A 24,106-nucleotide genomic window follows, 5' to 3' on the forward strand; every position below is an offset into this window, starting at 1 on the left:
ATGACGATCAAAGGACATATCTACGTTATCGACGACGACGAGGCGATGCGGGACTCGCTGCATTTCCTGCTGGATTCGTCCGGCTACAGCGTGCGGCTGTTCGAGTCGGCGCAAGCCTTTCTCGATACCCTGCCCGACCTCGTGTTCGGCTGCGTCGTCTCGGACGTGCGCATGCCCGGGATCGACGGCATCGAGCTGCTCAAGCGCGTCAAGGCGCAGGCGAGCCCCTTCCCGATCCTGATCATGACCGGCCATGGCGACGTGCCGCTCGCGGTCGAGGCGATGAAGCTCGGCGCGGTCGACTTCCTCGAAAAGCCGTTCGAGGACGACCGGCTGATCGCGATGATCGACGTCGCGATCCGCCAGGCCGAACCGGTCGCCAAGAACGAGGCGATCGCGCAGGACATCGCGGCCCGCGTCGCCTCCTTGAGCCCGCGGGAGCGCCAGGTGATGGAGGGGCTGATCGCCGGCCTCTCCAACAAGCTGATCGCCCGCGAATACGACATCAGCCCGCGCACCATCGAGGTCTACCGGGCCAATGTCATGACCAAGATGCAAGCCAACAGCCTGTCGGAGCTGGTCCGGCTGGCGATGCGGGCCGGCATGCTCAAGGATTGAGGCAGGTCAAAGGGCTGGCCGTCGCCGCGTGCTACTAATGCTGCATGACCGCGATGAGCGCGCAACATGAGCGGCGGCCGATGGCATCTACCGCAAAACCTGTCGTCTATGTCGTCGATGACGATGCGGCCGTGCTGGGGTCCCTGCGATTCCTGCTGGAAACCGACGGCTTTGCCGTGCGCACCTTCAAGAACGGCACGGCCCTGCTCAACGCCGCCGGAAGTCGTGGCGCAGACTGCTATGTGATCGACTACAAGATGCCCGACATCAATGGCATCGACCTCGTCACGCGCCTCCGGAAATCAAATGTCGACGCCCCCGTGATCCTGATCACCGGCTATCCCGACGAGAACATCTCGACCCGCGCCGCCGCTGCCGGGGTAAGAGACGTGATTTTGAAGCCGCTTCTGGACGAAAACCTGATCAAGCAGATCCGCCACGCGATCCGGGATCGGCGGTCCTGACGACCTACGGGAATCTACGTAGGTAGACCTCCTTAAGATATCGCTCGAAATTTTCAGCCCGCAGAATCCCCGGTACCCATGTGCCATCACAAACGGAGATGGCTCACATGCTCACCCAGACGCTCAACACCAAGATCACCGGCAGCAAGATTGCTCCCGCCGTCATCTATCCCGTCTCCGACCAGTTTGGCGCAGTCACTGGCCATGTCGGCTTGGTCGCCACCGAGTTTTCCTTTGGCAAGGACGAGGAGATTTACGGCGAGGACGAACCCGCCGAGTACGTCTACCAGGTCGTCTCCGGCGCGGTGCGCAGCTACAAGCTCCTCTCCGACGGCCGCCGCCAGATCGGCGCCTTCCATCTTCCCGGCGACGTGTTCGGCCTCGAATCCGGCGCTACTCATCGCCTCGCCGCCGAAGCCATCATCGACACCACCGTGCGTCTGGTGAAGCGCTCGAGCCTCGAAAAAGCCGCCGGCACCGACGTCCTGGTCGCCCGCAAGCTCTGGGCCATGACCGCCGGCGAGCTGCGTCATGCCGAAGATCACATGCTGCTGCTGGGCCGCAAGACCGCTATGGAGCGCGTTGCCACCTTCCTGCTGGAAATGGACCGCCGCCTCGCCGTTGCCGGCATGATGGCGCTGCCGATGTGCCGCCGCGATATCGGCGACTATCTCGGCCTGACGCTCGAAACCGTGTCGCGCGCGCTGTCGCAACTCCACACCCAGGGCATCCTCGGCTTCTCCGGTGCCCGCCAGATCGTGCTGCGCAACCGCCAGCGCCTCCACAATCTCGACGCCTGAGTTCCTAACTCCCCTGCCATCCATCTTCCTCGCCTGGCCGGCCGAACCTGTTTCGGCCGGCATTTTCTTTATGTCGTGCGTCGGGTCTCCGGCATCACCAGAAACACCAGCAACAACCCGGTCGCGGCAACGCAAGCGAGCCCGGTAAAGGCGGTGCTGCTGCCGAACTTGTCGCTGATGTAACCGCCGAGCACGGTCGAGAGCGACGCGCCGATGCCGGTCGCGGTGCCGACGACGCCCTGCGCCAGGTTGAAATGGCCGCTGCCGAAGGCGACGTCGGCCACGATCAGCGGAATCATCACCGCAAACACGGCGGCCGTGATGCCGTCGAACACCTGCACCAGCACCAGCAGATAAGGGTCGCGCACGGTCGCGAACAACAGGCCGCGAATCGCCAACGCACCGAATCCGACCAGCAGCAGCGGCCGCCGGCCCCATTCCTGCGCCTTGCGCCCGACCGTCGGCGACATCAGGGCGACGATGGCCTGGGGAACGATGATGCAGCCGGCGATCAGCACGGTGGCCCACTGGCTCGACCGCGTCGTCACCACGCTCGCCATCAACGGCAGCATCGCCGCGTTGGCGAGCTGTAGCAGCAGCACGCTCGCTGCGAAGATCAACAGCGGCCCCTGCCGCACGAGATGCCAGATGTTGGTATCGGCCTTGTCGGCCATTTCGCGCGGCATCGCGCCATGACTGCGCCTGATGTCGACCTCCTCCTCGCGGATGCGCGAGAGCGCGATCAGGGTCGGGATGACAAGCAGGAAGGTGACGAGGAAGACCGAGCGGCTCGACAGCAGATAGCCGGCCGTGCCCATCACGGCGGCGGCGACGCCGTTGCCGAGCGAGGCGAAGCGCGCGTTGCGGCCGAGCCGTTCGCCGATCGCGAGCGGTCCGACCAGGCCGAGGCTGATCGCGGCGATCGCCGGCCCCAACACGCAGCTCGCCGCCGCATGCAGGGTCGCGGCCGCAACGACGACCGGAAACACCGGCATGGCCGCATAGGCCAACGCGACGCAGCCGATGGTGGCGATGGCAAGCCCCGCGACCAGCCGCTCGGATTTCGCGGCATCGATGATGGCGCCACCCGGCATCTGGCCGATCAGCCCGACGATGCCGCCGATCGACAGCACGAGTCCGATCTCGACCTGCGTCCATTTCTGCGTCGTCAGGTAAACCGCAATGAAGGGGCCAAAACCGGTCTGGACGTCGGCCAGGAAAAAAATGAACCAATCGAGCCCGCGCAGGCTCTGGCGCGACGGGGTCGGCGGCTCCCGCGGGGCGGAAGACACAGGTTCAGCGCTGCGGCGTTCGCCGTGGTCGTCAACCGGAGGGATCGGTTTCATGGACAAGCGCACCGGCAGCCAGCCTCCCCTTCTCCTCAAGGCATGATCTGAAGTGGTTGCAGGGTGCCGGATGCACCAAGCACGACGATCGGGGTATCCTCCTTGTACTCGGGGGCGGCGGCGACCTGAGCCTTCGTGAGCTCGAGCCAGATGCTGTCCTTCTTCTTGGCGATGTTGCCGAAGCGCAGCGCGCCCCAATCGACCACGATCTTGCGGCTCCCGACGCCGAGAAAGCCGCCGAAGTCGATCACCGCAGCCCGCACCTTACCGACGCGATCGACGATGACGTCGACGATTCGCCCCATGTCCTCATCGGCTGCGCTTCGGACGTCGCGGCCGAGCACACCGTGCGCGTCGCTGGCACCGATGATGGTGACGGAGGGCGGCGGCGCCGCGTCCTTCGGCACCGCCGGCACCTGAGGTGGTGGCGGTGGCGGTGTATTGGGCTCGGTCTGCGCCGCAGGTGGTTCGTCGGCGGCACGCAAGCCGACCGTCGTGACACTCGCGACAATCATCGCACTCAACACGAACCGCCCGATGATACGCATGCGGCTTTCCTCCGGCTTTGACAGCTAGCGCGCCAGCACGATCGAGACCTGGATCTGGCCACGGGTGCGCAGCACCTCGAGCGCGACGTCGTCGCCGTGACGACGAACCCTGAGATCGACGCTGGATTCGCCGAGCCTGAGATCGTGCAGCACCACTTCGTTCAGGAATGCCGGCAGATGCGGATTGCGCAGGCGGATCTCGTTGCGCGCGACGTCGAACTCGATACCGAGGGCTGCTTCCAGCAGGGTGAAGGGCGTTGCACTGGCCCAGGCCTGCGGCGCGCACGCGACTGGATACAGCGTCGGGCCGCGCCGCTTCTCGCGCCGGAATCCGCAGAATAGTTCCGGCAATCGCCGCAGATCCATATAGGTCGCGGCATCGAACAGGCCCTTGAAGACATGGGCCACCGAATGTTTCAGGCCGTAGCGGGCAAGTCCAAGCGCGATCAACGCGTTATCGTGTGGCCAGATCGAGCCGTCATGATAGGACATTGGATTGTAGCGAACCTCACCGAGCGCGACAGTGCGAATGCCCCAACCGGAGAAGAAGTGCGGCCGCATCAGGTCGGCCGCGACTTTTCGCGCGCGGTCCTCACGGATCATGCCCGAGAACAGCAACTGCCCCGCATTCGATGTCCGCACCTTGCAGGGTCGCTTGGCCCCGTCGAGCGCGAGGGCATAGGTGCCGAGATCATCGCACCAGAACGCCTGCTCAAATCGTTCGGCCAACCCCGTCGCTTCGCCCATGAGCTGTGCCGCCTTCTCCGGCTTGCGAAGCCGCAGCGCGCAGCGGGCGGCCAGTTGCTTGGCCGCGAAGACGTAGCCCTGCACTTCCGCCAGCGCGATATAGCCTTCGGCGAGTGTGCCGTCGGCATGAAAGATCGCGTCGTAAGAGTCCTTCCAGCCCTGGTTCGCGAGCCCCTGTTCGGACGCCCGCTGATACTCGACAAAGCCGTCGCCATCGGGGTCGCCGGGCCCGTCGATCCAGGACAGGGCCAGCTCGATCGCCGGCCATAGTTCGGTCAGCGTCGCCTCGTCGCCAGTGCGCTCGAAGTAGCGGCCGGCCAGCAGCACGAACAGCGCGGTGGAATCCACGCTGCCGTAATATTGCGCGAACGGCACCTCGCGCAGCGCCGCCATCTCGCCGCCGCGCATCTCGTGCAGGATCTTTCCTGGGTTGGCGTCGGCGAGCGCATCGTCGCGCTGAGCCTGGAAATGCGCCAGCCGCCGCAGCACGCCCTTGGCAACCCGCGGGTCGATCCACAGCATCTGCAACGCGGTGATCAGGCCGTCGCGGCCGAACGTGGTGGAATACCAGGGGATGCCGGCATAGGGGTAACGACCCTGCGGCGTGTCGGTCATCAGCATATTGAGGTCGGCCATGGCCTGGCACAGCACCTCGTTGAAAATGTTGTTGGAGGTCTCGATGCTGGCGGCGCCCATGGTCGACTGCCGCATCTCGCGGCGATGCGCCAGCAGCCCGGAAAAGAACCGCGCGGGCTTCAGCGTCGGCGGTCGGTTGCAGGAGACGGCGACGAATAAGGACTTCGACTGATGGGGATCGAGCTCCAACTGCCACGTCGCGGCATTCACCGACAAGCGGCTTGGGCGCGGATCGAAATGCAGCGCCGCGGTGCGTTCGGACTCGTCCAGCCCGTGATAGTCGAACACGACGTCGGTAGGACCGTTCAGGCGGCTCGCCCCGGTGCCGCGGCGCTTGCGCTTTTCGCCGCGAACCTCGAACAAGTCTGCGAAATCGCTGTCGAACAGCAGCGTCATCTCGAAACTCGCCGGACGGTCGCCGTGGTTCTGCACGCCGATACGCTGATAGGCCGTGCCGCGCCACAGGAAGATCGTACGCACGATGTGCAGCATGTCCTTCTGCAGGACGATGCGGCCCTGACGGTAGATGTCGGGATTTGTCAGATCGACGGTCAGCGCCGAATTGTCGTCGCGCAGATTGGAGCCGAGCAGCAGGGGCTGGAGATCGTCGAGCACGAGCTCGAGCCGCGCCAGATAGCGGGTGTCGCAATGAAACAGCCCGTCCGGGCCGCCAGCGGACGCACCGATATCACCGTGGCTGTCCAGCACGATAAACGTGTCGTCGTGCTTGAGCGATCGCCGCGGCCGCGCCGCGGGGCCGGTCATCGGAATATAGAACGGCTGCTCGGCGACCACTTCCAGGGTGCGCGAGGCCAGGGCGATCTGGGTTACGACTTCGGCTGACATGCGGTCATCCCCTGCGCTCATGATCGAAGACGCATTCGGTCGGGACGCAACTGACTGAACTACGCGGCGAACTTGGCCAGACGGTTCATCTCCTGGGTCACCAGCTCGCGATACGGGCCATGGGCCTGCATCAGGCGGTCGGGCGAGCCGTCCTCGATGATCTTGCCGGCCTTCAGCACCAGCACGCGATCGAAGTTGCGCAGGGTCGCCAGCCGGTGCGCAATCGCGATCACGGTGCGTCCGCGCATCAGTCGCGACAGCGACTCGCGGATCGCCTCCTCGGACTCGCTGTCAAGCGCGGCGGTCGCCTCGTCGAGCAGCAGAATCGGCGCGTCCTTCAGGAAGGCGCGTGCGATCGCGATGCGCTGGCGCTGACCGCCCGACAGTTTTACGCCGCGGTCGCCGACCATGGTCTCAAATCCCTCCGGCAGGCTTTCGATGAAGTCGCAGCGCGCCGCGATCGCCGCGCGCAGCACCTCGTTGTCGGTGGCGTTGGGTCGGCCGTAGCGGATGTTTTCCCGGATCGAGCGGTGGAATAGCGAGATGTCCTGCGGCACGACCGAGATCGCCTCGCGCAAGCTGAGCTGCGTGACCTTCGCGATGTCCTGACCGTCGATGGTGATGTTGCCGTCATCGACGTCGTAGAAGCGCTGCAACAACGTGAACAACGTGGACTTGCCGCCGCCGGACTGGCCGACCAGCCCGACGCGCTGCCCGGGTTGAAGGCGCAGGCTGAACCGCTCGAAGATCGCTTCGGTGCCGGGATAGCCGAAGGTGACTTTGTTGAAGGCAATCGCGGCACCGCTCTTCACCAGCGGCTCGGCCTCGGGGTGATCGCGCAATTCGTGCGGCACAAGCAGCGTCGCAACGGCCTCCGTCAGGCGCGCGACATGCTGGGTGACGTCGACGAGCGCGACGGCCAGGTCGCGCGTGGCGTTGAGGATGGAAAGCCCGAGCGTGCAGACCAGCACGACGTCGCCCGTCGTCGCCTGCCCGCGCTGCCACAACGTGATCGCCCAGGCGAGAAGCCCGATGGTCAGCAGGACAGTGACGGCGGCATGGGTCAGGCGCAGCTTTTCCAGATAGCGCAGGCTTCGCCCGCGCGCGGTGAGTTCCCGGTTCACGGTGGCGTCAAAACGTTCGTGCTCGTGACTGATGCCGCAGAAGGCGCGGACCAAGGGCATGTTGCTGATGACGTCGATCATCTCGCCGTCGACGACCGCGGCCTTGTCGGCGAAATCATCGTGCAGCGGCTTGCCGCGAGCAGCGAGACGGAACATCGCGATCACCATGCCGCCGGCGACCACGATCAGACCCGCCGCCATTTGCGGGCTCACGGTTCCGATCAAGAGGATTGCCGCAATTGTGGCAATGCACGGCGGCAACACGTTCCAGACAAACATGTTCTCGACGGTGAAGACCGCATTCGACGTTGCCGTGATGCGACTCGTCAGCATGCCGGGCATGCGATCGGAGAAATAGCTCGGCGCATGTCCCGTCAGGTGCCGGAAGATGTCGCGGCGGAGATCGCCGGTGACACCGACAAAGGTGAAACTCGCTGTCCAACTCGCGATACGCCACAGAAAATTGTCGGCAGTGATGAGCGACATGAGGAAAACGAATGCCAGCCATACACCGCCGCTATGCGAAGCGCCGCCGGACAAATTATCGACGAGATATTTGACGCCATATTGCGTGCCCACCGAACAGGCAACAGCGGCGACGACGGCGCCGAGGATCACCAGATGCGATGCGAGTCGCCCGCGGAGATAGCGCAAAACAAAGGCAAACGGCCGTCTCGCATAGCCTGAAAGTTGATCCATGTGGATGCCACCCCGTCGTGAGAATTGTAAGTGTTTGCTATTGGCCGATTGAACATCGGCGGCTTCGCCTCGGTTCCATCGCTGGCACATCACGACATGGGGATGCGGACGTTCTGAGAAGAGCTGATGGCATCATCAAGACGCGAGCGCGATGTGTCGAAGAAGTAACGTTTGTTGAGAGGAACTTCGCAACTGCGGGAACGTTCCCTCACTTGGCATGCCGGTGCCGACAAGCGCTGGGGGTTTTCAGACGCTCAAGCAGACTAAGGAGATCGTGAGATGCGCATCGCGCAGGTAGCTCCGTTGACGGAGGCTGTTCCACCCAGGCTTTATGGCGGCACCGAGCGGGTGGTGCATTGGTTGACGGAGGAACTGGTGGCGCTCGGCCATGATGTCACGCTGTTCGCGAGCGGCGACTCGCAGACCTCGGCAAAACTGGACGCGCTATGGCCCAAGGCCTTGCGTCTCGACGGTGCGGTCCGCGATCCGAATGCGCTCCATATGGTGATGCTCGAGCGCGTGCGGCAAAAATGTGACGACGAGGAGTTCGACTTCCTCCACTTCCATCTCGATTATTACCCGTGGTCGCTGTTCTACCGTCAACCGACGCCCTTCCTCACCACGCTGCATGGCCGGCTCGACCTCCCCGAGCACCAGCCCGTCTTCAACACTTTCTCTAAAATCCCCGTGATCTCGATCTCGACAGCGCAGCGGCGGCCGGTACCGCAGGCGAACTGGCTGCGCACTATCCATCACGGGCTGCCGGAACATTTGCTGATGCCGCGACCGGCAAAACAGGAATACCTCGCGGTGCTTGGCCGCATCGCACCGGAAAAGGGCGTCGACCGCGCCATCAAGATCGCGACCCATTGCGGGATCCCGCTCAAGATCGCAGCCAAGGTCGATCGCGCCGACCAGGACTATTATGACGAGCTGATCAAGCCGCTGATCGAGAGCAATCCGCTGGTCGAGTATATCGGCGAGATCAGCGACAGGGAGAAGCCGGAGTTTTTGAGCGGCGCGCTCGGCCTGTTGTTGCCGATCGACTGGCCCGAGCCGTTTGGGCTCGTCATGATCGAGGCGATGGCCTGCGGCACGCCGGTCGTTGCGTTCAATCGCGGCTCGGTACCGGAGATCATCGACGAGGGGCTGACAGGCTTTGTCGTCGAGGACGTGCTCAGCGCCGCCGCCGCGGTGGGCCGCCTGTCGGAATTGAGCCGTACCGCCGTCCGCAAGCAGTTCGAGACGCGCTTCACGGCGCGACGGATGGCGCTGGATTATCTCGCCGCTTATCGCAGCCTGATGGAGGCGACAGCACCGCGGATCAAGCTGGTAAGCAGCGCAGAGTAGGTTGCCATCCGCCAACTCTCGCGTCCCGGACGCGCTGCAACGCCCTTAGCGTTGCGGCGCAGAGCCGGGACCCACGCGACAAAGCATACTCTCGGAAACATGGGCCCCGGCTCTGCAGCGCACCGCTAAAGGAGCGCTGCGCTGCGTCCGGGGCACGAGAGGTCGTTGCCCCAGCACCGCCCTACGTCACCACCGTCCGCTTCGGCTCCACAATCTCGAACATTCTTGGGAATTCGTCCATCAGGCTCATCAGCTCGGCAAGCCGCATCGGGTTGCCGGACAGCTTGACCTTCCCCGCTGCAACGGCCTCCGGAAAACTCGTCAGTTTTGCGATAACTTCGTCGAGCGTGGAGCGCGCCAGCGTAAAACTCGCGTCGGCGCCTTCGGCCTGCACGCCCTCGGTGTAGGTGAGCGCCGAGTTCTCCAGGTTGAGGACGAACGTCTCGCCGGTATCGGTAAAGCTCCAGTTCAGCACGATGCGCTTGCCCTCCGCCTTGGGGCCGTTGAGGCGGATGCCGAGGACGTCCCAGAGCTGCTCGGTGCGAAGGGCTGCGAGAGTTTCGCGCGGCATCGGCGGACGCGGCGGCGTTTTCGGCATGCCCTGGCGCAGCTCCTGCGCGCCGAACAGATAGGCGTTGCGCCATGTCGAGCTTTCGGCGGCATAGCCGAGCTGCTCAAACGTGTCGGCGAGCAAGGCGCGCGCCGCCTGATTGTCGGGCTCGGCGAACACGAGATGACTCACGGCCTGCGCGACGAAGCGGAATTCGCCCTTGTCAAAGTCCTTGCGGGCACGGGTCAGGATCGCGTCGGCGCCGCCCATATACTCGACATATTTCTTTCCGGACTCGGCCGGTGGCAACGGATCGAGATTGACGGGGTTGGCGTCGTACCAGCCGAGATATTTTTGGTAGATCGCCTTCACATTATGCCTGATGTGACCGTAATAGCCGCGGCCGTGCCATGCACCGTCGAGGCTTTTCGGCAATTGGATCGTCTCCGCGATCTCGCTCGCGGTCAGGCCGTGGTTCATGAGGCGGATGGTCTGGTCATGCGCGAACTTGTAGAGGTCGCGCTGCTCGCGGATCATGGTGTCGATGCGCTCGCGGCCCCACACCGGCCAGTGATGCTGGCCGCACATCGCCTCCGCCTTGCCGCCCCAGAGCTGCAGCGCCTCGTTGAGGTATTTTGACCAGGCGAGCGCGTCGCGCACGTCGGCACCGCGGAACGGCAGCAGATTGTGAAAATTGTGCGTGCAGTTCTCGGCGAGGTTCAACAGCTTGTAGCGTGGGATGAAGAAGTGCATCTCCGCCGGCGCTTCCGAGTTCGGCGCCATTTGGAATTCGAATTCGACGCCGTCGATCACGCGCTTGTCGCCGGTCGCCATGATCAAGTCGGTCGGCCGCAGCAGCGCCACCGATCCCGCGGCCATCGTCTTGCCGAGCCCGCAATCGACCTGTCCGCGCACGCCCTTGGCGAGGAACGGACCGAACTGGTATTGCGCGCGGCGCAACATCGCCGGGCCCGCAATAATGTTCTCGGAGACGGCATGTTCCATGAACAGGTTCGGTGCGATGATCGGCACGCGGCCGGAGGCGAGCACGTCCTCCGCCAGCACGCCCCGTACCCCGCCCCAATGATCCGTATGGGTATGGGTGAAGATGACGGCCGCAACCGGGCGCAGACCACGGTGCTTGAAATACAGCTCCATCGCCGCGCGCGCTCCCTCGATCGAGGTCAGCGTGTCCACGACGATGACGCCACTGTCGCCTTCGATCAGCGTCATGTTGGCGATGTCGAGGCCGCGCACCTGATAGATACCAGGCACGACCTCGAACAGGCCGTGATGCATGTTGAGGCGGGACTGCCGCCACAAGCTCGGATTGACGGTCGGCGGCGCCTGCTCCGCCGACAGGAAGCCGTACGGCTCCAGGCTCCAGACCGTGCGACCGCCTTGATTGGTGATCTTGGCGTTCTCGATGGTACCGAGGAAGCCACGCGCCGCCTCGTCGAAATCCCTGACATCGGAGAAAGGCAGGGCGTCCAGGATCGCCTTGTTCTGGGCGATGACGGAAGCGGACGCATCCTTCGGGGTTTCGGCGGTCTCGGTCATGATTTTCCCTCCCTCACGTCAGATGGCGTTCTTGCTCTTGGGACTTCAACGAAACGCCAGCCCGTCGAACTGGCCGCTTTCGCGCCATTCATCGATGTATTTGAAATACGCGTTGGGGCCGGCGGGATAGCCGACATTGAGCCGGGCCTGCGGACCGGGCTCGCGTCCCTCATTGTTGTAGTAACCGGGCGTGCAATCGGGCGAGCCGATCATGCGGCCGACGCCGGTGAGCAACAGCTCGATCCAGCGATCCTCGGCCTCCTTGGTGACCTCGACCTCCTTGAAGCCGTTCTTGCGCGCGTGACTGACCGTCAGTGCGATGGTACGGGCGGAATCGGTCAGATTATGCGGCACGTTGGAGATCAGATTCGCGCCCTGCGCGGGCTGCACGAAGAAGGCGTTGGGGAAGCCGTGGACGTGGACCCCGTGCTTGCTGCGCATGCCTTCCGCCCAATAGTCCGACAGTTTCACGCCTCCCCGCCCCGTCAGGTCGAAGCCGGAGCGACGTTCATAGGCGGTGCCGACCTCGAAGCCTGACGCATAGATGATGCAGTCGAGCGGATATTCCTTGCCCGCGACGACGACACCTTCTTCGGTGATCCTCTCGACACCCTTGCCGTCGGTATCGACCAGATGCGCGCCGGGATTGTTGAACGCCTGAAGATAGGAATCGTGGAAGCAGGGCCGCTTGCAGAGCTGGCGATACCACGCCTTGAGCTTCGCAGCAGTCTCGCTGTCGCCCACGATACCGTCGATGCGGGCGCGGATCTCCTCCATCTTGTCGAAGTCGGCGTCCTCGAAGGCCGCGAGCATGTTTTGCGGCGTCCGTTGCTCGCGGGGCAGCTCGATGATCTTTGCACGGATGCGCCGGTTCAGGTCGGTCCAGCCGTCCTGGACAAGGTCGATCTCAGCGGTGCCGCCGGCCTGATTGGCCGTAAAGTTCTCCAGCCAGCGCTGCTGCCAGCCTGGCGTCGCAATTCCGGCAAACCAGTCCGGATCGATCGGCGCGTTACCGCGAACATCGACCGACGAGGGCGTGCGCTGGAAGACGTAGAGCTCCCTGGAAGCCCGCGCCAGATGCGGCACGCACTGCACGGACGTCGCCCCCGTGCCGATGATACCGACGCGCTTGTCCGCGAGCTTGTGCATCGGCGCGCCCAAGGGATCGCCGCCGGTGTAGTCGTAGTCCCAGCGGCTGGTGTGGAACGAGTGGCCCTTGAACGTCTCGAGGCCGGGAATGCCCGGCAGCTTTGGCACATGCAGCGGCCCCGTCCCCATGCCGACGAACTGCGCCGTAAAATCGTCGCCGCGATTGGTCTTGATCCGCCAACGGGAGCCCGCTTCGTCCCACACAATGCTCGCGACCTGGGTATGCAGCAGCGCATGGTCGTAGAGGTCGAACTGCCTGCCGATGCGCTGACAGTGCGCGAGGATCTCCGGCGCATGCGCATATTTTTCCGACGGCATGTGGCCGGTCTCTTCGAGCAGCGGCATGTACACCATCGACGCCGTGTCGCATTGCGCGCCGGGATAGCGATTCCAGTACCAGGTGCCGCCGAAATCCCCGCCCTTCTCGATGATGCGGACATCGTCGATGCCGGCTTCCTTGAGTCGCGCGGCGGTCGCCAGCCCCGCAAAGCCGCCGCCGACGAAGGCAAAGGTGACGTGATCGGTCTTCGGCGCGCGCGGTGTAACGGGCGTATAGGGATCGTCAAGATAATGAGCGAGCTGGCCCTTGATCTCGATATACTGGTCATTGCCGTCGGGCCGCAGGCGCTTGTCACGCTCCTCCCGGTACTTGTTGCGCAGCCACTCCTTGTCGACAGAGGCAGCCTGCGGGGCCCGGGATTGATCCGTCATCGTCATCGGGGAAATGCCTCTCCTGGGGCGTCTGTCGCGCCTTGTTGTCGTTGTTGACCGCATCTAACCGCATCTTAACCGCTGTTCCAACCGCTCCCTTGTGTCTGCCGCTGCACGCGATACCATCGGATCATAAAATAAGCCGACCGCGGAGGAAGGCATGGGCTGGACAAGAGGCGCTCTCGGCATCATCGCATGCCTTGTCGCGGAATTTTCCGCGCCCGCCGCACGCGCGCAAAGTGACTATCCCGACCGTCCGATCCACATCATCGTGCCGTACCCGGCCGGCGGCATCGTCGACATCGTCGCGCGCACCGTCACCGAGCAGATCGGCCGCGACCTCAAGCAGTCGATCGTGGTGGAGGCGCGCCCAGGCGGCAACGGCAACATCGCCATGGCGGCCGCCGCGCGCAGCGCGCCCGATGGTTACACCTGGCTCATCACGGGGCCCGCGGTGCTGGTCAATCCCACTCTATACAAGGACGCGGGCTGGGATCCGCTCCGCGACTTCACCTGCGTCGGGCTTGCGGTCTGGAACGAGAGCGTAGCCGTCGTGCCGCCCTCGCTGAAGGTGAAGACGATCGCCGAGCTCGTGGCGCTGGCGAAAGCAAAGCCCGGCGAGCTCAACTTTGGCAACCCCGGCGTCGGCACCTCGATCGACTTGACGGCGCAAAAATTCTTCCAGGCGGCAAATATCAAGCTCGCCAATGTCGGCTACAAGGGCCAGCCGCCGGCGCTGATCGACCTGATCACCAGCCAGATGCATTTTGAGATCGTCTCGCTGGCTCTCGCCTTGCCGCACATCAAGGACGGCACGGTGACGCCGCTTGCCGTGTTCACGGACAAGCGCGTGCATCAGCTTCCGGATGTTCCGACGATCGCGGAGGCCGGTTTTGCCGCGGCGACCTATGTGCCCTGGTACGGCATCTACGTGCCATCAGCGACGCCCCAGCCGGTCGTCGACAGAATCAACCAGGCGATCAACAAGGCGCTGAATAATCCGGCCGTGCAGAAGAAGCTCGCGGTCGCCGACATCCCGGGCAAGCCGATGGCGCTGGGCGAACTCGCCACGCTGATGAAGAGCGACCAGGAGAAGCTCGCCGCCATCGTGAAGGCGAGCGGCATGACCGGCCAGTAAGGCCGGGCCACGCTTCGCACTACATCCCGAGCAACCTCGGCAGCCACAGCGACAGGCCCGGCCAGTAGGTCACGATCACCAGGAAGCCGAGCATCGTCAACAGCCACGGCCAGACCGCGACAGTGAGCTCGGTGATGCCCATCTTCGCGATGCCCGAGGCGACATAGAGGTTGAGTCCGACAGGCGGATGGCAGAGGCCGACCTCCATGTTGACCGTCATCAGGATGCCGAAATGGATCGGATCGATGCCGAGCTTGATCGCCACCGGAAACAGGATCGGCGCCATGATCAGGATGATCGAGGACGGCTCCATCACGTTGCCGGCGATGAGCAGCAACAAATTGACGATGAGGAGGAAGCCGATCCAGCCAAAGCCCTGGTCGATCATCCACTGCGCCAGTGCATGCGGAACGTTCTCGTAGGTCATCAGGAAGGAGAACAGCACGGCGTTGGTGATGATGTAGAGAAGCATCGCGGACAGGTTCGCCGACGAAAGCAGCACCCGCGGTACGTCGCTCAGCTTCAGGTCCTTGTAGATGAAGACCGCGACGATGAAGGCATAGACCGCGCTGACCGCAGCAGCTTCGGTGGGCGTGAACAGGCCGCTATAGATGCCTCCGATCACGATGACGATCAGCAGAATACCCCAGATCGAGTTGCGGAACGCATCGATACGCTCCCTGAACGTCGCCTTGGGCATCCGGGGGTAATCGTTACGCCAGGCACGGTAGAAGGTGGTAGCGCCGAGCAGACTGGCCAGGGCCAACCCCGGCACGATGCCGGCGATGAAGAGCTTGCCAACCGAGCTGTTGGTCGACACCGCGTAGAGCACCATCGGGATTGACGGCGGGATCAGAATGCCGAGCGAGCCCGACGTGGTGATCACACCCGCGCCGAACCGTTTCGGAAAGCCCTGCGCCACCATGGCCGGCAGAATCACGGACCCGATCGCGACCACGGTTGCGGGGGAAGAGCCGGAGATCGCCGCAAACAGCGCGCAGGCCACGACGCCGGCCAGCGCGAGGCCTCCGTACCAATGGCCGACCAGCGCAGTTGCAAATGCGATCATGCGCCGTGCGACACCGCCGTGGGTCAGGAAGTTTCCGGCAAGGATGAAGAACGGGATCGCCATGATCTCGAAGCTCTCGATGCCGGTGAACAGCTTCAGCGCCACGGATTCCGTGCGCACGTCGGTGAGCGTGAACATGAAGCTGAGCACGGTGAGACCGAGCGCAATCGAGATCGGCATGCCCGTGAGCATCAACGATAGCAGCAGCGCGAAGACGACGACGACGCGCAGGCCCTGTGGCAGCGTAATGATGTGGCTCGCATGCGCGAAGCAGAGCGCGACGACAAGGATTGGCACCAGGATCAGTATCCAGCCGAGCGGACTGCGCTCGTCCCGCACCACCTGGCTGCGGGTGACTGGCGCCGGATGTGCGGCGTCCTGGTCAACGCCCTCGACGCCGGCGACGTCGTGATGCGGCAATTCTCCGGTCCGATAAAACGACCAGGCGACCTGAAGGAAGCGGAAGCACATCAGGCCCGAGCCGAGCGGAATGGTGAGGTAGACCATCCACATCGGCGCTTCGAGATCGTTGGACTGCTGGCCGGTGTGCCACATCTGGTTGACGAAAGCCGCGCCGAAATACGCGACGATCGCCGTGAACAGCGCGCCGCACAGGAGCCCAAAGGTGATGACGCGGCGACGCGAGCCGCCTGGCAGAAGGTTGACCAGCACGTCGACGCCGACATGGATGCCGGTGCGCACGCCATAGGCGGCACCGAACTTCGCCATCCAGATGAACATGTAGATGCAGAGCTCCTGCGCCCAGGACAAATCGAGCGAGGCAAGCCAGGTGAATAGCGCGTTGGCCGGAACGGCGATAAACGTCAGGCCACGTGCCGCCGCCCATTTGGCGATGTCGATCGACAGGCCGGCGCCGTAGCGATGCAAGACGGCAACGAAGATGAGCGACGTCGCGGCGGCGATCAAGGTCGCGATCAGCCATTCCTCGAGATGATTGAGCACACGGTTCAGCACACGAAGCAAAGTCGTCCCCCCAGATTAGCCCGCCATCTCAGACCGAAACGGTCGGGAGTGCGATCACTCCCGACCGTTGTCTTGTTTCCCGGCCGTCGTGCGTCAGTTCATCTTGACGTCGAGTTCCTTGGCAAGGAGGTCGAGAACCTCCTGCCCGACACGGCCCTTGGCCCATTTGTAGGTCGGCTGCATCGCCTCTTGCCACGCCTTGCGGTCGGCGTCGGTGAGATAGTGCAGCGTGGTCCGGCCGGTCTTCTTGATCTCGGCAAGCGCCTCGTCGTTTTCCGTGCGCGCGATCGAATTGGTGTACTCGGTCGCGTCAGCCATTGCCTTCTCGAGCTGGGTGCGGATGTCGGGCGGCAGGCCGGACCAGAACTTCGAGTTGACGATGACCGCGTACTGCAGATGCGCGTGATAGGACACCGTGATGTCCTTCTGCACCTCGTAGAATTTTTGAGTCAGATAGTTCGACGCGGTGTTCTCGCAGCCGTCAACCACGCCCGTTTGCAGCGCCTGGTAGACTTCCGAGAAGGCCATGATCTGCGGGATCGAGCCGACCAGACGGAAATACTGGTCGGCGATCTTCGATCCGGAAATGCGGAACTTCAGGCCCTGGAAATCCGTCGGCTTCATCAGCGCCCGGTTGGAGGAGACCATGTGAAAGCCATTGTCCCAATAGGCGAGGCCCGTGATGCCCTTGGCTTCGAGCTTCTGGAACAGCCACTTCCCGACGGTGCCCTTCATCGCGTTCGAATAGGTCGCTTCATCCTTGAACAGCCAGGGCAGGTCGAGTGCCTCGAATTCCTTGACCCCGAGCGGCGCGAATTTTGCGGTCGAGGGTGCCAGCATATGCACCGAACCGAGCTGCAGAGCCTCGATCTCTTCCTTGTCCTTGTAGAGCGACGAGTTCGGATAGACCTCGATCTTGACCTTGCCGTCCGTGTACTTTTCGGCGAGCTCCTTGAACTTGAGCGCGCCCTTGCCTTTCGGCGTATCGTTGGCGACGACGTGGCTGAATTTGATGACGATCGGACTCTGGGCCATGACGGGTGCAGGGGCCAGCACGATGGCAGCCGCCGCAACCGCAAGAAGCAGTTTGCGCATAAGATAACCTCCCAACAACCTCGGAAAACCGGTTCTTTTTCTTGTTTCCGGCTTCAGTAGTGGCAGCAAACCGCCACCCGAACAACTAGACCTAAGCCGAATTGGCGCGGGTCCAAATCGTCCTGAACAGCTTTGTAGACGCAATGGCCCGCCCGCTCCAGCCCCGAATGCCGGGCGGCTCGACGGTTAACTCTTGCGCTGGGCGACCATGAACAGCCGCCGGAACGGGAACAGCGTCTGCCCCGCTGCATTCTTCGGGTAGGCTCTTGCAACGCGCTCGCCATAGGCGGCTTCGAAGGCCGCCTTCTCTTCGCCCTGCAACACGTCGAGATAGCGCGTCAGCCAGGTGCCCTTGGTCCATTCCTTGACCGGGTTCTCGCCCTCCAGGACCTGGAGATATTCGGTCTCCCAGATGTCGATATTCTGGGAGAGGGGCGAAAGAAGGTCGTGATAGAAGGCCGGCCCTTCGACCGGCGGCGGGGTCACGAGGTGCTCGACCTTCGAGCGCCAGGGTCCGTTGAGCGCGGTCTCGCCGATCAGCACATGCGACGGCGCGGTGAAATTCCGCGGCATCTGCACCGCGAGCATGCCGCCGGGGGCGACCCTGTCCATCACTGACGGGAAAAGTGCCGCGTGATTGGGCAGCCAGTGCAGCGCGGCATTGGAGTAGATCAGGTCATATTGCTGTGCGGGATGCCATCGGCCGAGATCCTCATGCGCCCACTCGACATCCGGCGCCGCCTTGCGGCCTGCCGCGACCATCTCGGCCGAACCCTCCACACCGGCGACGGCCGCGCTCGGCCAGCGCTCCTTGATCAGCTTGGTGACATTGCCGGCGCCTGCACCGAGGTCGGCAATGCTGCGCACCGCGAAATCGGGGATCCGCATCAGGAGATCGACCGCCGGTCGCAAGCGGTGACCGGAGAATTTGAGATATTGCTGCGGATCCCAGACCATCACTTGCGCCTTTTCTTTTTCGTGTTTCCTTCGTTGCCCGGCTTCGTTACCACTGCTCGTCCCGGTCGGGCAAATCACCTGACAGGGACAGGGCCGGAAACGATCAGCAAAACGAATAGCAAGAAACGAAGAGAGAGAACCATGGACCTCGGGCTCAAGTCGAAGACCGCCGTCGTGACGGGTGCGAGCATCGGCATCGGCCGCGCCATCGCCAAGGGGCTGGCGGCCGAAGGCGTGCGCGTGGTGGCGGTGGCCCGGCGCAGGGAATTGCTCGACCAATTGGTGCAGGAGGTCGGCGGAAACGCCATCATGCCCTTCGCGCAGGACGTGATGGCAAAGGATTCAGCCGAGCAGCTATCGGCCTTCGCAGTGAAGGAGCTCGGCCATGTCGACATCCTCATCAACAATGCCGGCGGCAGCCGACCGCTTCCGGTGGACGCGCCCGACAGCAAATGGGACGAGGCGATCGCGCTCAACTTCACGAGCTATCGCCGCATCGCGCATGCGCTCTTGCCGCAGATGGTCGCGCGCAATTGGGGCCGCATCGTCAACATCACCGGCAAATCCGAGCCGGAAGGGCTGAACGCCGCGTTCGCCGCGAAGGCCGCCGTGCATGCCTGGGCAAAAGGCCTGTCGCGCGAGATCGGCAAGCACGGCATCACCATCAATTGCATCCCGCCGGGCCGGATCATGAGCGAGCAGATCCGCCGCAACTATCCGCCCGATTATCGCGAGCGGTTTGCAGAGGAGGAAATCCCGGTCGGCTATTGGGGCGAGCCGGAAGATCTTGCCGCACTCGCCGTATTCCTGTGCTCGCCGGTGGCGCGCTACATCACGGGCACGGTGATCCCGGTGGACGGCGGCCTGCGGCGGTACCAGTTCTAGGCACGGCGAAGAACTATGGCTGCGGCCGCCAGGATAGTGCGCTCCCTCGCCCGTTCTGACGGGGCAAGGTGAAGGGAGCTGCACAAATCACGTCCACGTCACCTCACCGCTCACCGCATGGACATCATGCGTCGCTGCGTCTGCAGAAGAACGCGGGGGCGTAGTACATCGGGGCATCCAACGTACGGCGCGTCCGGAGACAAGCGCAGGCAATGACCATCACGTTACCTGCGCCCGCACGCGAGCCCGAGCATCCCATCACCGACGGCCTTCCGGCCGAGCGGCGGCCTTGGGCGATCGCCGCGATCTTCACCGCGCTTGCGATGGCTTCGCTCGACACCGCGATCGCCAACATCGCCCTGCCCGCGATGGCGGTCGACCTGCATGTCAGCCCGGAGCAGGTGATCTGGGTCGTCAATGTCTACCAGATCGCCGTCGTGGCGACGCTGCTGCCGCTTGGCGCGCTCGGCGAGATCGTCGGCCACCAGCGCATCTATCTCGGCGGGCTGATCCTGTTCACGATTGCATCGCTGTTCTGCGCCGTGGCATGGTCGCTGCCGAGCCTTCTGGTCGCGCGTACGCTGCAGGGCCTGGGCGCCAGCGGCGTCATGGCCGTGAACATCGCCCTCGTCCGTTTCGTGTACCCGTCGCGCATGCTCGGCCGCGGGCTCGGCCACAATGCGCTCGTCGTCGCGACAGCCCTCACCTTCGGCCCGACGATCGCCTCCGGCATCCTGTCGGTCGGAAACTGGCCGTGGCTGTTCGCGATCAATCTCCCGTTCGGATTGATCGCGATCGGCATCGGGCTCGCGACGCTGCCGAAGACGCCGCGCGCCACGCACAGGTTCGACTTTGTCGGCGCGGTGCTGGCCGCGATCTGCCTCAGCCTGTTCATCACCGGGATCGGCAGCGCCGCGCATAAGCTGTCACCGCTCCTCGTCGGCATCGAGCTGGTCGCAGCCCTGATCCTCGGCGTCGTCCTCACCCGTCGCCATGCCGACCATCCGGCGCCGATGCTGCCGATCGACCTGTTCGCCCGTCCCATGTTCGCGCTATCGGCCGCGACCGCGGTCTGCGCGTTCACCGCGCAGGGCCTCGCCTTCGTCGCACTGCCGTTCTATCTCGAGGAAGTCCTGCACCGCTCGCAGGTCGAGACCGGTTTCTTCCTGACGCCCTGGCCGCTGGTGGTCGGGATCATGGCGCCGATCGCGGGGCGGTTGTCCGACCGGCACCCCGTCGGCGTGCTCGGCGGCATCGGCTGCGTCGCGCTCGGCGCGGGGATGGCACTCCTCGCAACCTTGCCTGATCATCCCGGCACGATCGACATCATCTGGCGCATGATGGTGTGCGGGATCGGTTTCGGCTTCTACCAGGCGCCCAATATGCGCGCGCTGATGTCGAGCGCACCGCCGCATCGGAGCGGCAGCGCCAGCGGCATCGTCGCCACCGCCCGGCTCACCGGGCAGACCACGGGCGCGGCGCTGGCCGCGCTGTGCTTTGCACTGTCCGGGCACAACGGCGCCACCGTGGCGCTGGCGCTCGGCGCGGGCTTTGCCGCGCTCGGCAGCGTCATGAGCTTCCTCCGCCTGACGGTTAAATAAGGCAGAAACAGCGGCGCGGAGCGTCGCGCCGGAAACGAATTGGCAGCGCAACCAAATTCAGGCTAGCCAGACAGCGCGCGGACGCTAGTATCCGCCAAACAAGACGAGTCACAGGGAGGATCAAAGTGGCTGACCACAGCATTTCGCGCCGCACGCTTTTGAAGGGTACCGCCGCAGCGGGCGCACTCAGCCTGACCGGACTTCCGGCACACGCCGAGGTCAACTGGAAGAAATATGCCGGGACCAAGCTGGAGGTGATCCTCGCCAAAGGCCCGCGCGGCGACAATCTGCAAAAGAACATCAAGGAATTCACCGATCTCACCGGCATCCAGGTCGAATCCGAGCAGATTCCGGAGCAGCAGCAGCGGCAGAAATGCGTGATCGAGCTCACCTCAGGCAAGCCGAGCTTCGACGTGGTGCATCTAAGCTATCACGTGCAGAAGCGGCAGTTCGAGAAGGCCGGCTGGCTCACCGACATCACGCCCTTCATGAAGGATCCGACGCTGACCGCGCCCGACCTCGTCGAGAGCGATTTCTCGGCCGCCGGCCTGCAATATTGCAAGAACGACAAGGGCCAGATCCTGTCGCTGCCCTGGTCGGTCGATTATTTCATCCTCTATTACAACAAGGAACTGTTCCAGAAGAAGGGCGTCGCGGTGCCCAAGACCTTCGACGAGATGGTCGCGGCCGCCGAGAAGCTGACCGACACCAAGGAAGGCACCTACGGTTTCGTCGGGCGCGGCCTGCGCAACGCCAACATGACGTTGTGGACCAACTTCTTCCTCAACTACGGCGGCGAATTCCTCGACGCCAAGGGCAACATTTTGACCGACGGCCCGGAGGCAGTCGAGGCGACGAAGCTCTACCAGACGCTGCTGACCAAGGTCGCACCGCCCGGCGTCGTCGGCTTCAACTGGATGGAGTCGATGGCGTCGTTCACACAAGGGCGTTCGGCGATGTGGATCGACGGCGTCGGCTGGGCGCCGCCGCTGGAGGATCCGGCCGCCTCGCGCGTCGTCGGCAAGGTCGGCTACACCGTGGTCCCTGCCGGGCCCAAGGGACAATATTCAGCGACCTACGGCGACGGCCTCGGCATTGCCGCGGCGAGCAAGAACAAGGAAGCCGCCTATCTGCTCTGCCAATGGGCAGTTTCCAAGAAGCAGGGCGCGCGGCTGTTGCAGGCCGGCGGCGGCGTGCCGTTCCGCAACTCGATCCTGAACGACCCCGAGGTCCAGGCCGGCGTGAAGATGCCCAAGGAATGGCTGCAATCGGTGATCGATTCCGCCAAGATCAGCAAGCTCGGCCTGCCCGTGGTGATCCCGGTTGCGGAATTCCGCGATCTCGTCGGCGCCGCCGTCACCTCGACCCTTACCGGCGGCGACCCCGCGACTGAGCTGAAGAAGGCGCACGAGCAGTACCGCCCGATCCTGGAGCGCAGCGAAAAAGCGTGAGTGCGTTGACACAATCGACTCCGGCCGCGGCACAGTCTGATGCCGCGCCGGAGAAAGAGCTGCGGCCGCCGTCCTACTGGCCGTTCGTGGTGCCGGCGCTCGTCGTCGTGCTCGCGATCATCATCTTCCCGTGGGTCTTCACGATCTGGATGAGCCTAAACGAATGGAAGGTCGGCTCGCCGACCACCTTCGTCGGGGTCTCCAACTATCTGCGGTTGACGTCCGATCCCCGCTTCGTCGAGGCGGTCGGACACACGCTGGTATACACCGTGCTGTCGGTGGTGCTGCCGCTGGTATTCGGCACGCTTGCGGCCGTGGTGTTTCACCAGAAGTTCGCCGGACGCGGCTTCCTGCGCGGCATCTTCATCATGCCGATGATGGCAACGCCGGTCGCGATCGCGCTGGTCTGGACCATGATGTTCCATCCGCAGCTCGGCGTCCTCAACTATCTGCTGTCGCTCGTCGGCATTCCCGCACAGCTCTGGGTGTTTCATCCCGCGACCGTCATCCCCTCGCTGGTGCTGGTCGAAACCTGGCAGTGGACGCCGCTGGTGATGCTGATCGTGCTCGGCGGCCTCGCCGCGATCCCGACCGAGCCCTATGAGAGCGCGCAGATCGACGGCGCCAGCTTTTGGCAGGCCTTCCGCTTCATCACCCTGCCGCTGATCATGCCGTTCCTGTTCATCGCCGGCATGATCCGCATGATCGACGCAGTGAAGAGCTTCGACATCATCTTCGCGATCACCCAGGGCGGACCGGGCTCGGCGTCCGAGACCATCAACCTCTATCTCTACAGCGTCGCGTTCATCTATTACGACCTCGGCTATGGTTCGGCGATCGCAGTCATCTTCTTCCTGCTGATCGTCGCACTTGCGGCGCTGATGCTTTACGCCCGGCAACGCATGCTGTGGACCGAGATTGCGAGCGGCGCATGACCCCAAGTCTAGTCAATCCAAGGCAGATCATCGCCAAGATCGGCCTGTGGCTCGCGGTGTTCGTCATCGTGTCGCCGGCGATCCTGTTCTTCCTCTGGATGGCCTCGCTGTCGCTCAAGTTCGAGGTCGACAACGCCGCCTACCCGCCGGTGTTCATCCCCGAGCATTTTGCGTGGAAGAACTATGCCGACGTGCTCGGCTCCAACCGCTTTCTCACCTATTTCTTCAACAGCCTGATCGTGACCGGCAGCGCCACGGCGCTCGCGCTGATGGTCGGCGTTCCCGCCGGCTACGGCATCGCGCGGATGGCGGCGCATAAATCCGCGATCGTGATCCTGATCGCCCGCATTACGCCGGGCCTGTCCTATCTGATCCCGCTATTTCTGCTGTTCCAGTGGCTCGGACTGCTCGGCACACTGGTGCCGCAAATCATCATCCATCTGGTGGTGACCGTCCCGATCGTGATCTGGATCATGATCGGCTATTTCGAGACCACGCCGCTGGAACTGGAAGAAGCAGCCCTGATCGACGGTGCCAATCGCTGGCAGGTGTTTCGCCATGTCGCCTTGCCGATCGCGCGGCCCGGCATCGCGGTCGCCTTCATCCTGGCGGTGATCTTCTCCTGGAACAATTTTGTCTTCGGCATCGTGCTGGCCGGACGCGAGACGCGCACTCTGCCGGTTGCCGTCTACAACATGATCTCGTTCGACCAGTTGAGCTGGGGGCCGCTGGCGGCGGCCGCGCTGATCGTGACGGCGCCGGTGCTGCTGCTGACGATGTTCGCCCAACGGCAGATCGTGGCCGGGCTCACGGCAGGCGCCGTCAAGGGCGGGTAGATCCTCG

The 24,106-nt window shown here is 63.8% G+C and carries 19 protein-coding genes and 1 pseudogene; 10 read left to right on the forward strand and 10 right to left on the reverse strand.

Going from position 1 to position 24,106, the window contains the following annotated elements; genetic code table 11:
- The 3 genes from fixJ (at position 1) to C2U70_RS23340 (ending at position 1,882) form a co-directional block, all read left to right on the forward strand.
- Positions 1 to 618 (forward strand): response regulator FixJ, encoded by a 618-nt coding sequence (gene fixJ / locus C2U70_RS23330; protein ID WP_140980766.1) that lies wholly within the window; start codon positions 1 to 3, stop codon positions 616 to 618.
- A gap of 80 nt (positions 619 to 698) precedes the next feature.
- Positions 699 to 1,082, forward strand: coding sequence for a response regulator (locus C2U70_RS23335; protein ID WP_186294425.1), 384 nt, complete (start codon positions 699 to 701; stop codon positions 1,080 to 1,082).
- A 107-nt stretch (positions 1,083 to 1,189) separates the two neighbouring features.
- Entirely contained in the window at positions 1,190 to 1,882 is a 693-nt protein-coding gene (locus C2U70_RS23340) for a helix-turn-helix domain-containing protein (RefSeq protein ID WP_186294421.1), read from the forward strand.
- 68 nt (positions 1,883 to 1,950) lie between these two features.
- On the opposite strand, the gene C2U70_RS23345 is transcribed toward C2U70_RS23340, so the two are convergent.
- From C2U70_RS23345 to C2U70_RS23360, 4 genes are read right to left on the reverse strand one after another with little or no spacing between them, the layout of a single operon-like run.
- Positions 1,951 to 3,228, reverse strand: coding sequence for an MFS transporter (locus C2U70_RS23345; RefSeq protein WP_433960700.1), 1,278 nt, complete (start codon positions 3,226 to 3,228; stop codon positions 1,951 to 1,953).
- A gap of 35 nt (positions 3,229 to 3,263) precedes the next feature.
- Positions 3,264 to 3,776 (reverse strand): PRC-barrel domain-containing protein, encoded by a 513-nt coding sequence (locus C2U70_RS23350; RefSeq protein ID WP_186294422.1) that lies wholly within the window; start codon positions 3,774 to 3,776, stop codon positions 3,264 to 3,266.
- Between the two features lie 24 nt (positions 3,777 to 3,800).
- Positions 3,801 to 6,005: an amylo-alpha-1,6-glucosidase gene (locus C2U70_RS23355; protein WP_140980773.1), complete on the reverse strand. Its 2,205-nt coding sequence runs from the start codon at positions 6,003 to 6,005 to the stop codon at positions 3,801 to 3,803.
- Positions 6,006 to 6,064: 59 nt separating this feature from the next.
- Complete coding sequence (locus C2U70_RS23360; protein WP_140980775.1) at positions 6,065 to 7,828, reverse strand: ABC transporter ATP-binding protein; 1,764 nt, start codon at positions 7,826 to 7,828, stop codon at positions 6,065 to 6,067.
- 279 nt (positions 7,829 to 8,107) lie between these two features.
- On the opposite strand from C2U70_RS23360, the gene C2U70_RS23365 reads away from it, so the two are divergent.
- Complete coding sequence (locus C2U70_RS23365) at positions 8,108 to 9,178, forward strand: glycosyltransferase family 4 protein (protein ID WP_140980777.1); 1,071 nt, start codon at positions 8,108 to 8,110, stop codon at positions 9,176 to 9,178.
- A 181-nt stretch (positions 9,179 to 9,359) separates the two neighbouring features.
- Here the strand turns inward: C2U70_RS23365 and C2U70_RS23370 are convergent, their stop codons facing one another.
- Together C2U70_RS23370 and C2U70_RS23375 are read right to left on the reverse strand one after the other, a co-directional pair.
- The gene (locus C2U70_RS23370; protein ID WP_140980779.1) at positions 9,360 to 11,288 is read right to left on the reverse strand and encodes an alkyl/aryl-sulfatase; all 1,929 of its coding nucleotides are present in this window, start codon (positions 11,286 to 11,288) and stop codon (positions 9,360 to 9,362) included.
- Positions 11,289 to 11,333: 45 nt separating this feature from the next.
- Positions 11,334 to 13,154, reverse strand: coding sequence for a flavin-containing monooxygenase (locus tag C2U70_RS23375; protein ID WP_140980780.1), 1,821 nt, complete (start codon positions 13,152 to 13,154; stop codon positions 11,334 to 11,336).
- Between the two features lie 154 nt (positions 13,155 to 13,308).
- Between C2U70_RS23375 and C2U70_RS23380 the strand changes: the two genes are divergently transcribed.
- The gene (locus tag C2U70_RS23380; protein WP_140980782.1) at positions 13,309 to 14,286 is read left to right on the forward strand and encodes a Bug family tripartite tricarboxylate transporter substrate binding protein; all 978 of its coding nucleotides are present in this window, start codon (positions 13,309 to 13,311) and stop codon (positions 14,284 to 14,286) included.
- A 19-nt stretch (positions 14,287 to 14,305) separates the two neighbouring features.
- Here the strand turns inward: C2U70_RS23380 and C2U70_RS33815 are convergent, their stop codons facing one another.
- From C2U70_RS33815 to C2U70_RS23395, 4 genes and pseudogenes are all read right to left on the reverse strand, one after another.
- A complete protein-coding gene (locus C2U70_RS33815) occupies positions 14,306 to 15,586 on the reverse strand; it encodes a TRAP transporter large permease (RefSeq protein WP_246666840.1) in 1,281 nt (426 codons plus the stop codon).
- 219 nt (positions 15,587 to 15,805) lie between these two features.
- Positions 15,806 to 16,330, reverse strand: a pseudogene (locus C2U70_RS33820) (TRAP transporter small permease); the annotation flags it as partial.
- Between the two features lie 102 nt (positions 16,331 to 16,432).
- On the reverse strand, positions 16,433 to 17,434 hold the full coding sequence (locus C2U70_RS23390; RefSeq protein ID WP_140980786.1) for a DctP family TRAP transporter solute-binding subunit: 1,002 nt from the start codon (positions 17,432 to 17,434) through the stop codon (positions 16,433 to 16,435).
- Between the two features lie 186 nt (positions 17,435 to 17,620).
- Positions 17,621 to 18,391, reverse strand: coding sequence for a methyltransferase domain-containing protein (locus C2U70_RS23395; RefSeq protein ID WP_140980787.1), 771 nt, complete (start codon positions 18,389 to 18,391; stop codon positions 17,621 to 17,623).
- A gap of 141 nt (positions 18,392 to 18,532) precedes the next feature.
- On the opposite strand from C2U70_RS23395, the gene C2U70_RS23400 reads away from it, so the two are divergent.
- The 5 genes from C2U70_RS23400 to C2U70_RS23420 all read left to right on the forward strand — a co-directional run bounded on the left by C2U70_RS23400 (position 18,533) and on the right by C2U70_RS23420 (position 24,099).
- Positions 18,533 to 19,276, forward strand: coding sequence for an SDR family NAD(P)-dependent oxidoreductase (locus C2U70_RS23400; protein ID WP_140980789.1), 744 nt, complete (start codon positions 18,533 to 18,535; stop codon positions 19,274 to 19,276).
- A 212-nt stretch (positions 19,277 to 19,488) separates the two neighbouring features.
- Positions 19,489 to 20,877 (forward strand): MFS transporter, encoded by a 1,389-nt coding sequence (locus C2U70_RS23405; protein WP_140980790.1) that lies wholly within the window; start codon positions 19,489 to 19,491, stop codon positions 20,875 to 20,877.
- 125 nt (positions 20,878 to 21,002) lie between these two features.
- On the forward strand, positions 21,003 to 22,328 hold the full coding sequence (locus C2U70_RS23410; protein ID WP_186294423.1) for an ABC transporter substrate-binding protein: 1,326 nt from the start codon (positions 21,003 to 21,005) through the stop codon (positions 22,326 to 22,328).
- A complete protein-coding gene (locus C2U70_RS23415) occupies positions 22,325 to 23,263 on the forward strand; it encodes a carbohydrate ABC transporter permease (protein WP_140980794.1) in 939 nt (312 codons plus the stop codon). The genes C2U70_RS23410 and C2U70_RS23415 overlap by 4 nt, the downstream gene beginning before the upstream one ends.
- Positions 23,260 to 24,099 carry a carbohydrate ABC transporter permease gene (locus C2U70_RS23420; RefSeq protein ID WP_186294424.1) on the forward strand — a complete coding sequence of 280 codons (840 nt, stop codon included), beginning with the start codon at positions 23,260 to 23,262 and terminating at the stop codon, positions 24,097 to 24,099. The genes C2U70_RS23415 and C2U70_RS23420 overlap by 4 nt, the downstream gene beginning before the upstream one ends.
- Positions 24,100 to 24,106: the final 7 nt, after the last annotated feature.

Origin of the sequence: Bradyrhizobium guangdongense, from assembly GCF_006483445.1 — a bacterium.
GTDB classification, from domain to species: domain Bacteria; phylum Pseudomonadota; class Alphaproteobacteria; order Rhizobiales; family Xanthobacteraceae; genus Bradyrhizobium; species Bradyrhizobium guangdongense_A.

Bases quoted from the DNA above. Each gene is read 5' to 3' on its own strand.
- C2U70_RS23375 (WP_140980780.1), bottom strand. From the start codon at position 13,154: ATGACGATGACGGATCAATCCCGGGCCCCGCAGGCTGCCTCTGTCGAC.
- C2U70_RS23335 (WP_186294425.1), top strand. From the start codon at position 699: ATGGCATCTACCGCAAAACCTGTCGTCTATGTCGTCGATGACGATGCG.
- C2U70_RS23355 (WP_140980773.1), bottom strand. From the start codon at position 6,005: ATGTCAGCCGAAGTCGTAACCCAGATCGCCCTGGCCTCGCGCACCCTG.
- C2U70_RS23345 (WP_433960700.1), bottom strand. From the start codon at position 3,228: ATGAAACCGATCCCTCCGGTTGACGACCACGGCGAACGCCGCAGCGCT.
- C2U70_RS23365 (WP_140980777.1), top strand. From the start codon at position 8,108: ATGCGCATCGCGCAGGTAGCTCCGTTGACGGAGGCTGTTCCACCCAGG.
- C2U70_RS23360 (WP_140980775.1), bottom strand. From the start codon at position 7,828: ATGGATCAACTTTCAGGCTATGCGAGACGGCCGTTTGCCTTTGTTTTG.
- C2U70_RS23400 (WP_140980789.1), top strand. From the start codon at position 18,533: ATGGACCTCGGGCTCAAGTCGAAGACCGCCGTCGTGACGGGTGCGAGC.
- C2U70_RS23390 (WP_140980786.1), bottom strand. From the start codon at position 17,434: ATGCGCAAACTGCTTCTTGCGGTTGCGGCGGCTGCCATCGTGCTGGCC.
- C2U70_RS23370 (WP_140980779.1), bottom strand. From the start codon at position 11,288: ATGACCGAGACCGCCGAAACCCCGAAGGATGCGTCCGCTTCCGTCATC.
- C2U70_RS23420 (WP_186294424.1), top strand. From the start codon at position 23,260: ATGACCCCAAGTCTAGTCAATCCAAGGCAGATCATCGCCAAGATCGGC.
- C2U70_RS23380 (WP_140980782.1), top strand. From the start codon at position 13,309: ATGGGCTGGACAAGAGGCGCTCTCGGCATCATCGCATGCCTTGTCGCG.
- C2U70_RS23405 (WP_140980790.1), top strand. From the start codon at position 19,489: ATGACCATCACGTTACCTGCGCCCGCACGCGAGCCCGAGCATCCCATC.
- C2U70_RS23395 (WP_140980787.1), bottom strand. From the start codon at position 18,391: ATGGTCTGGGATCCGCAGCAATATCTCAAATTCTCCGGTCACCGCTTG.
- C2U70_RS23350 (WP_186294422.1), bottom strand. From the start codon at position 3,776: ATGCGTATCATCGGGCGGTTCGTGTTGAGTGCGATGATTGTCGCGAGT.
- fixJ (WP_140980766.1), top strand. From the start codon at position 1: ATGACGATCAAAGGACATATCTACGTTATCGACGACGACGAGGCGATG.
- C2U70_RS23340 (WP_186294421.1), top strand. From the start codon at position 1,190: ATGCTCACCCAGACGCTCAACACCAAGATCACCGGCAGCAAGATTGCT.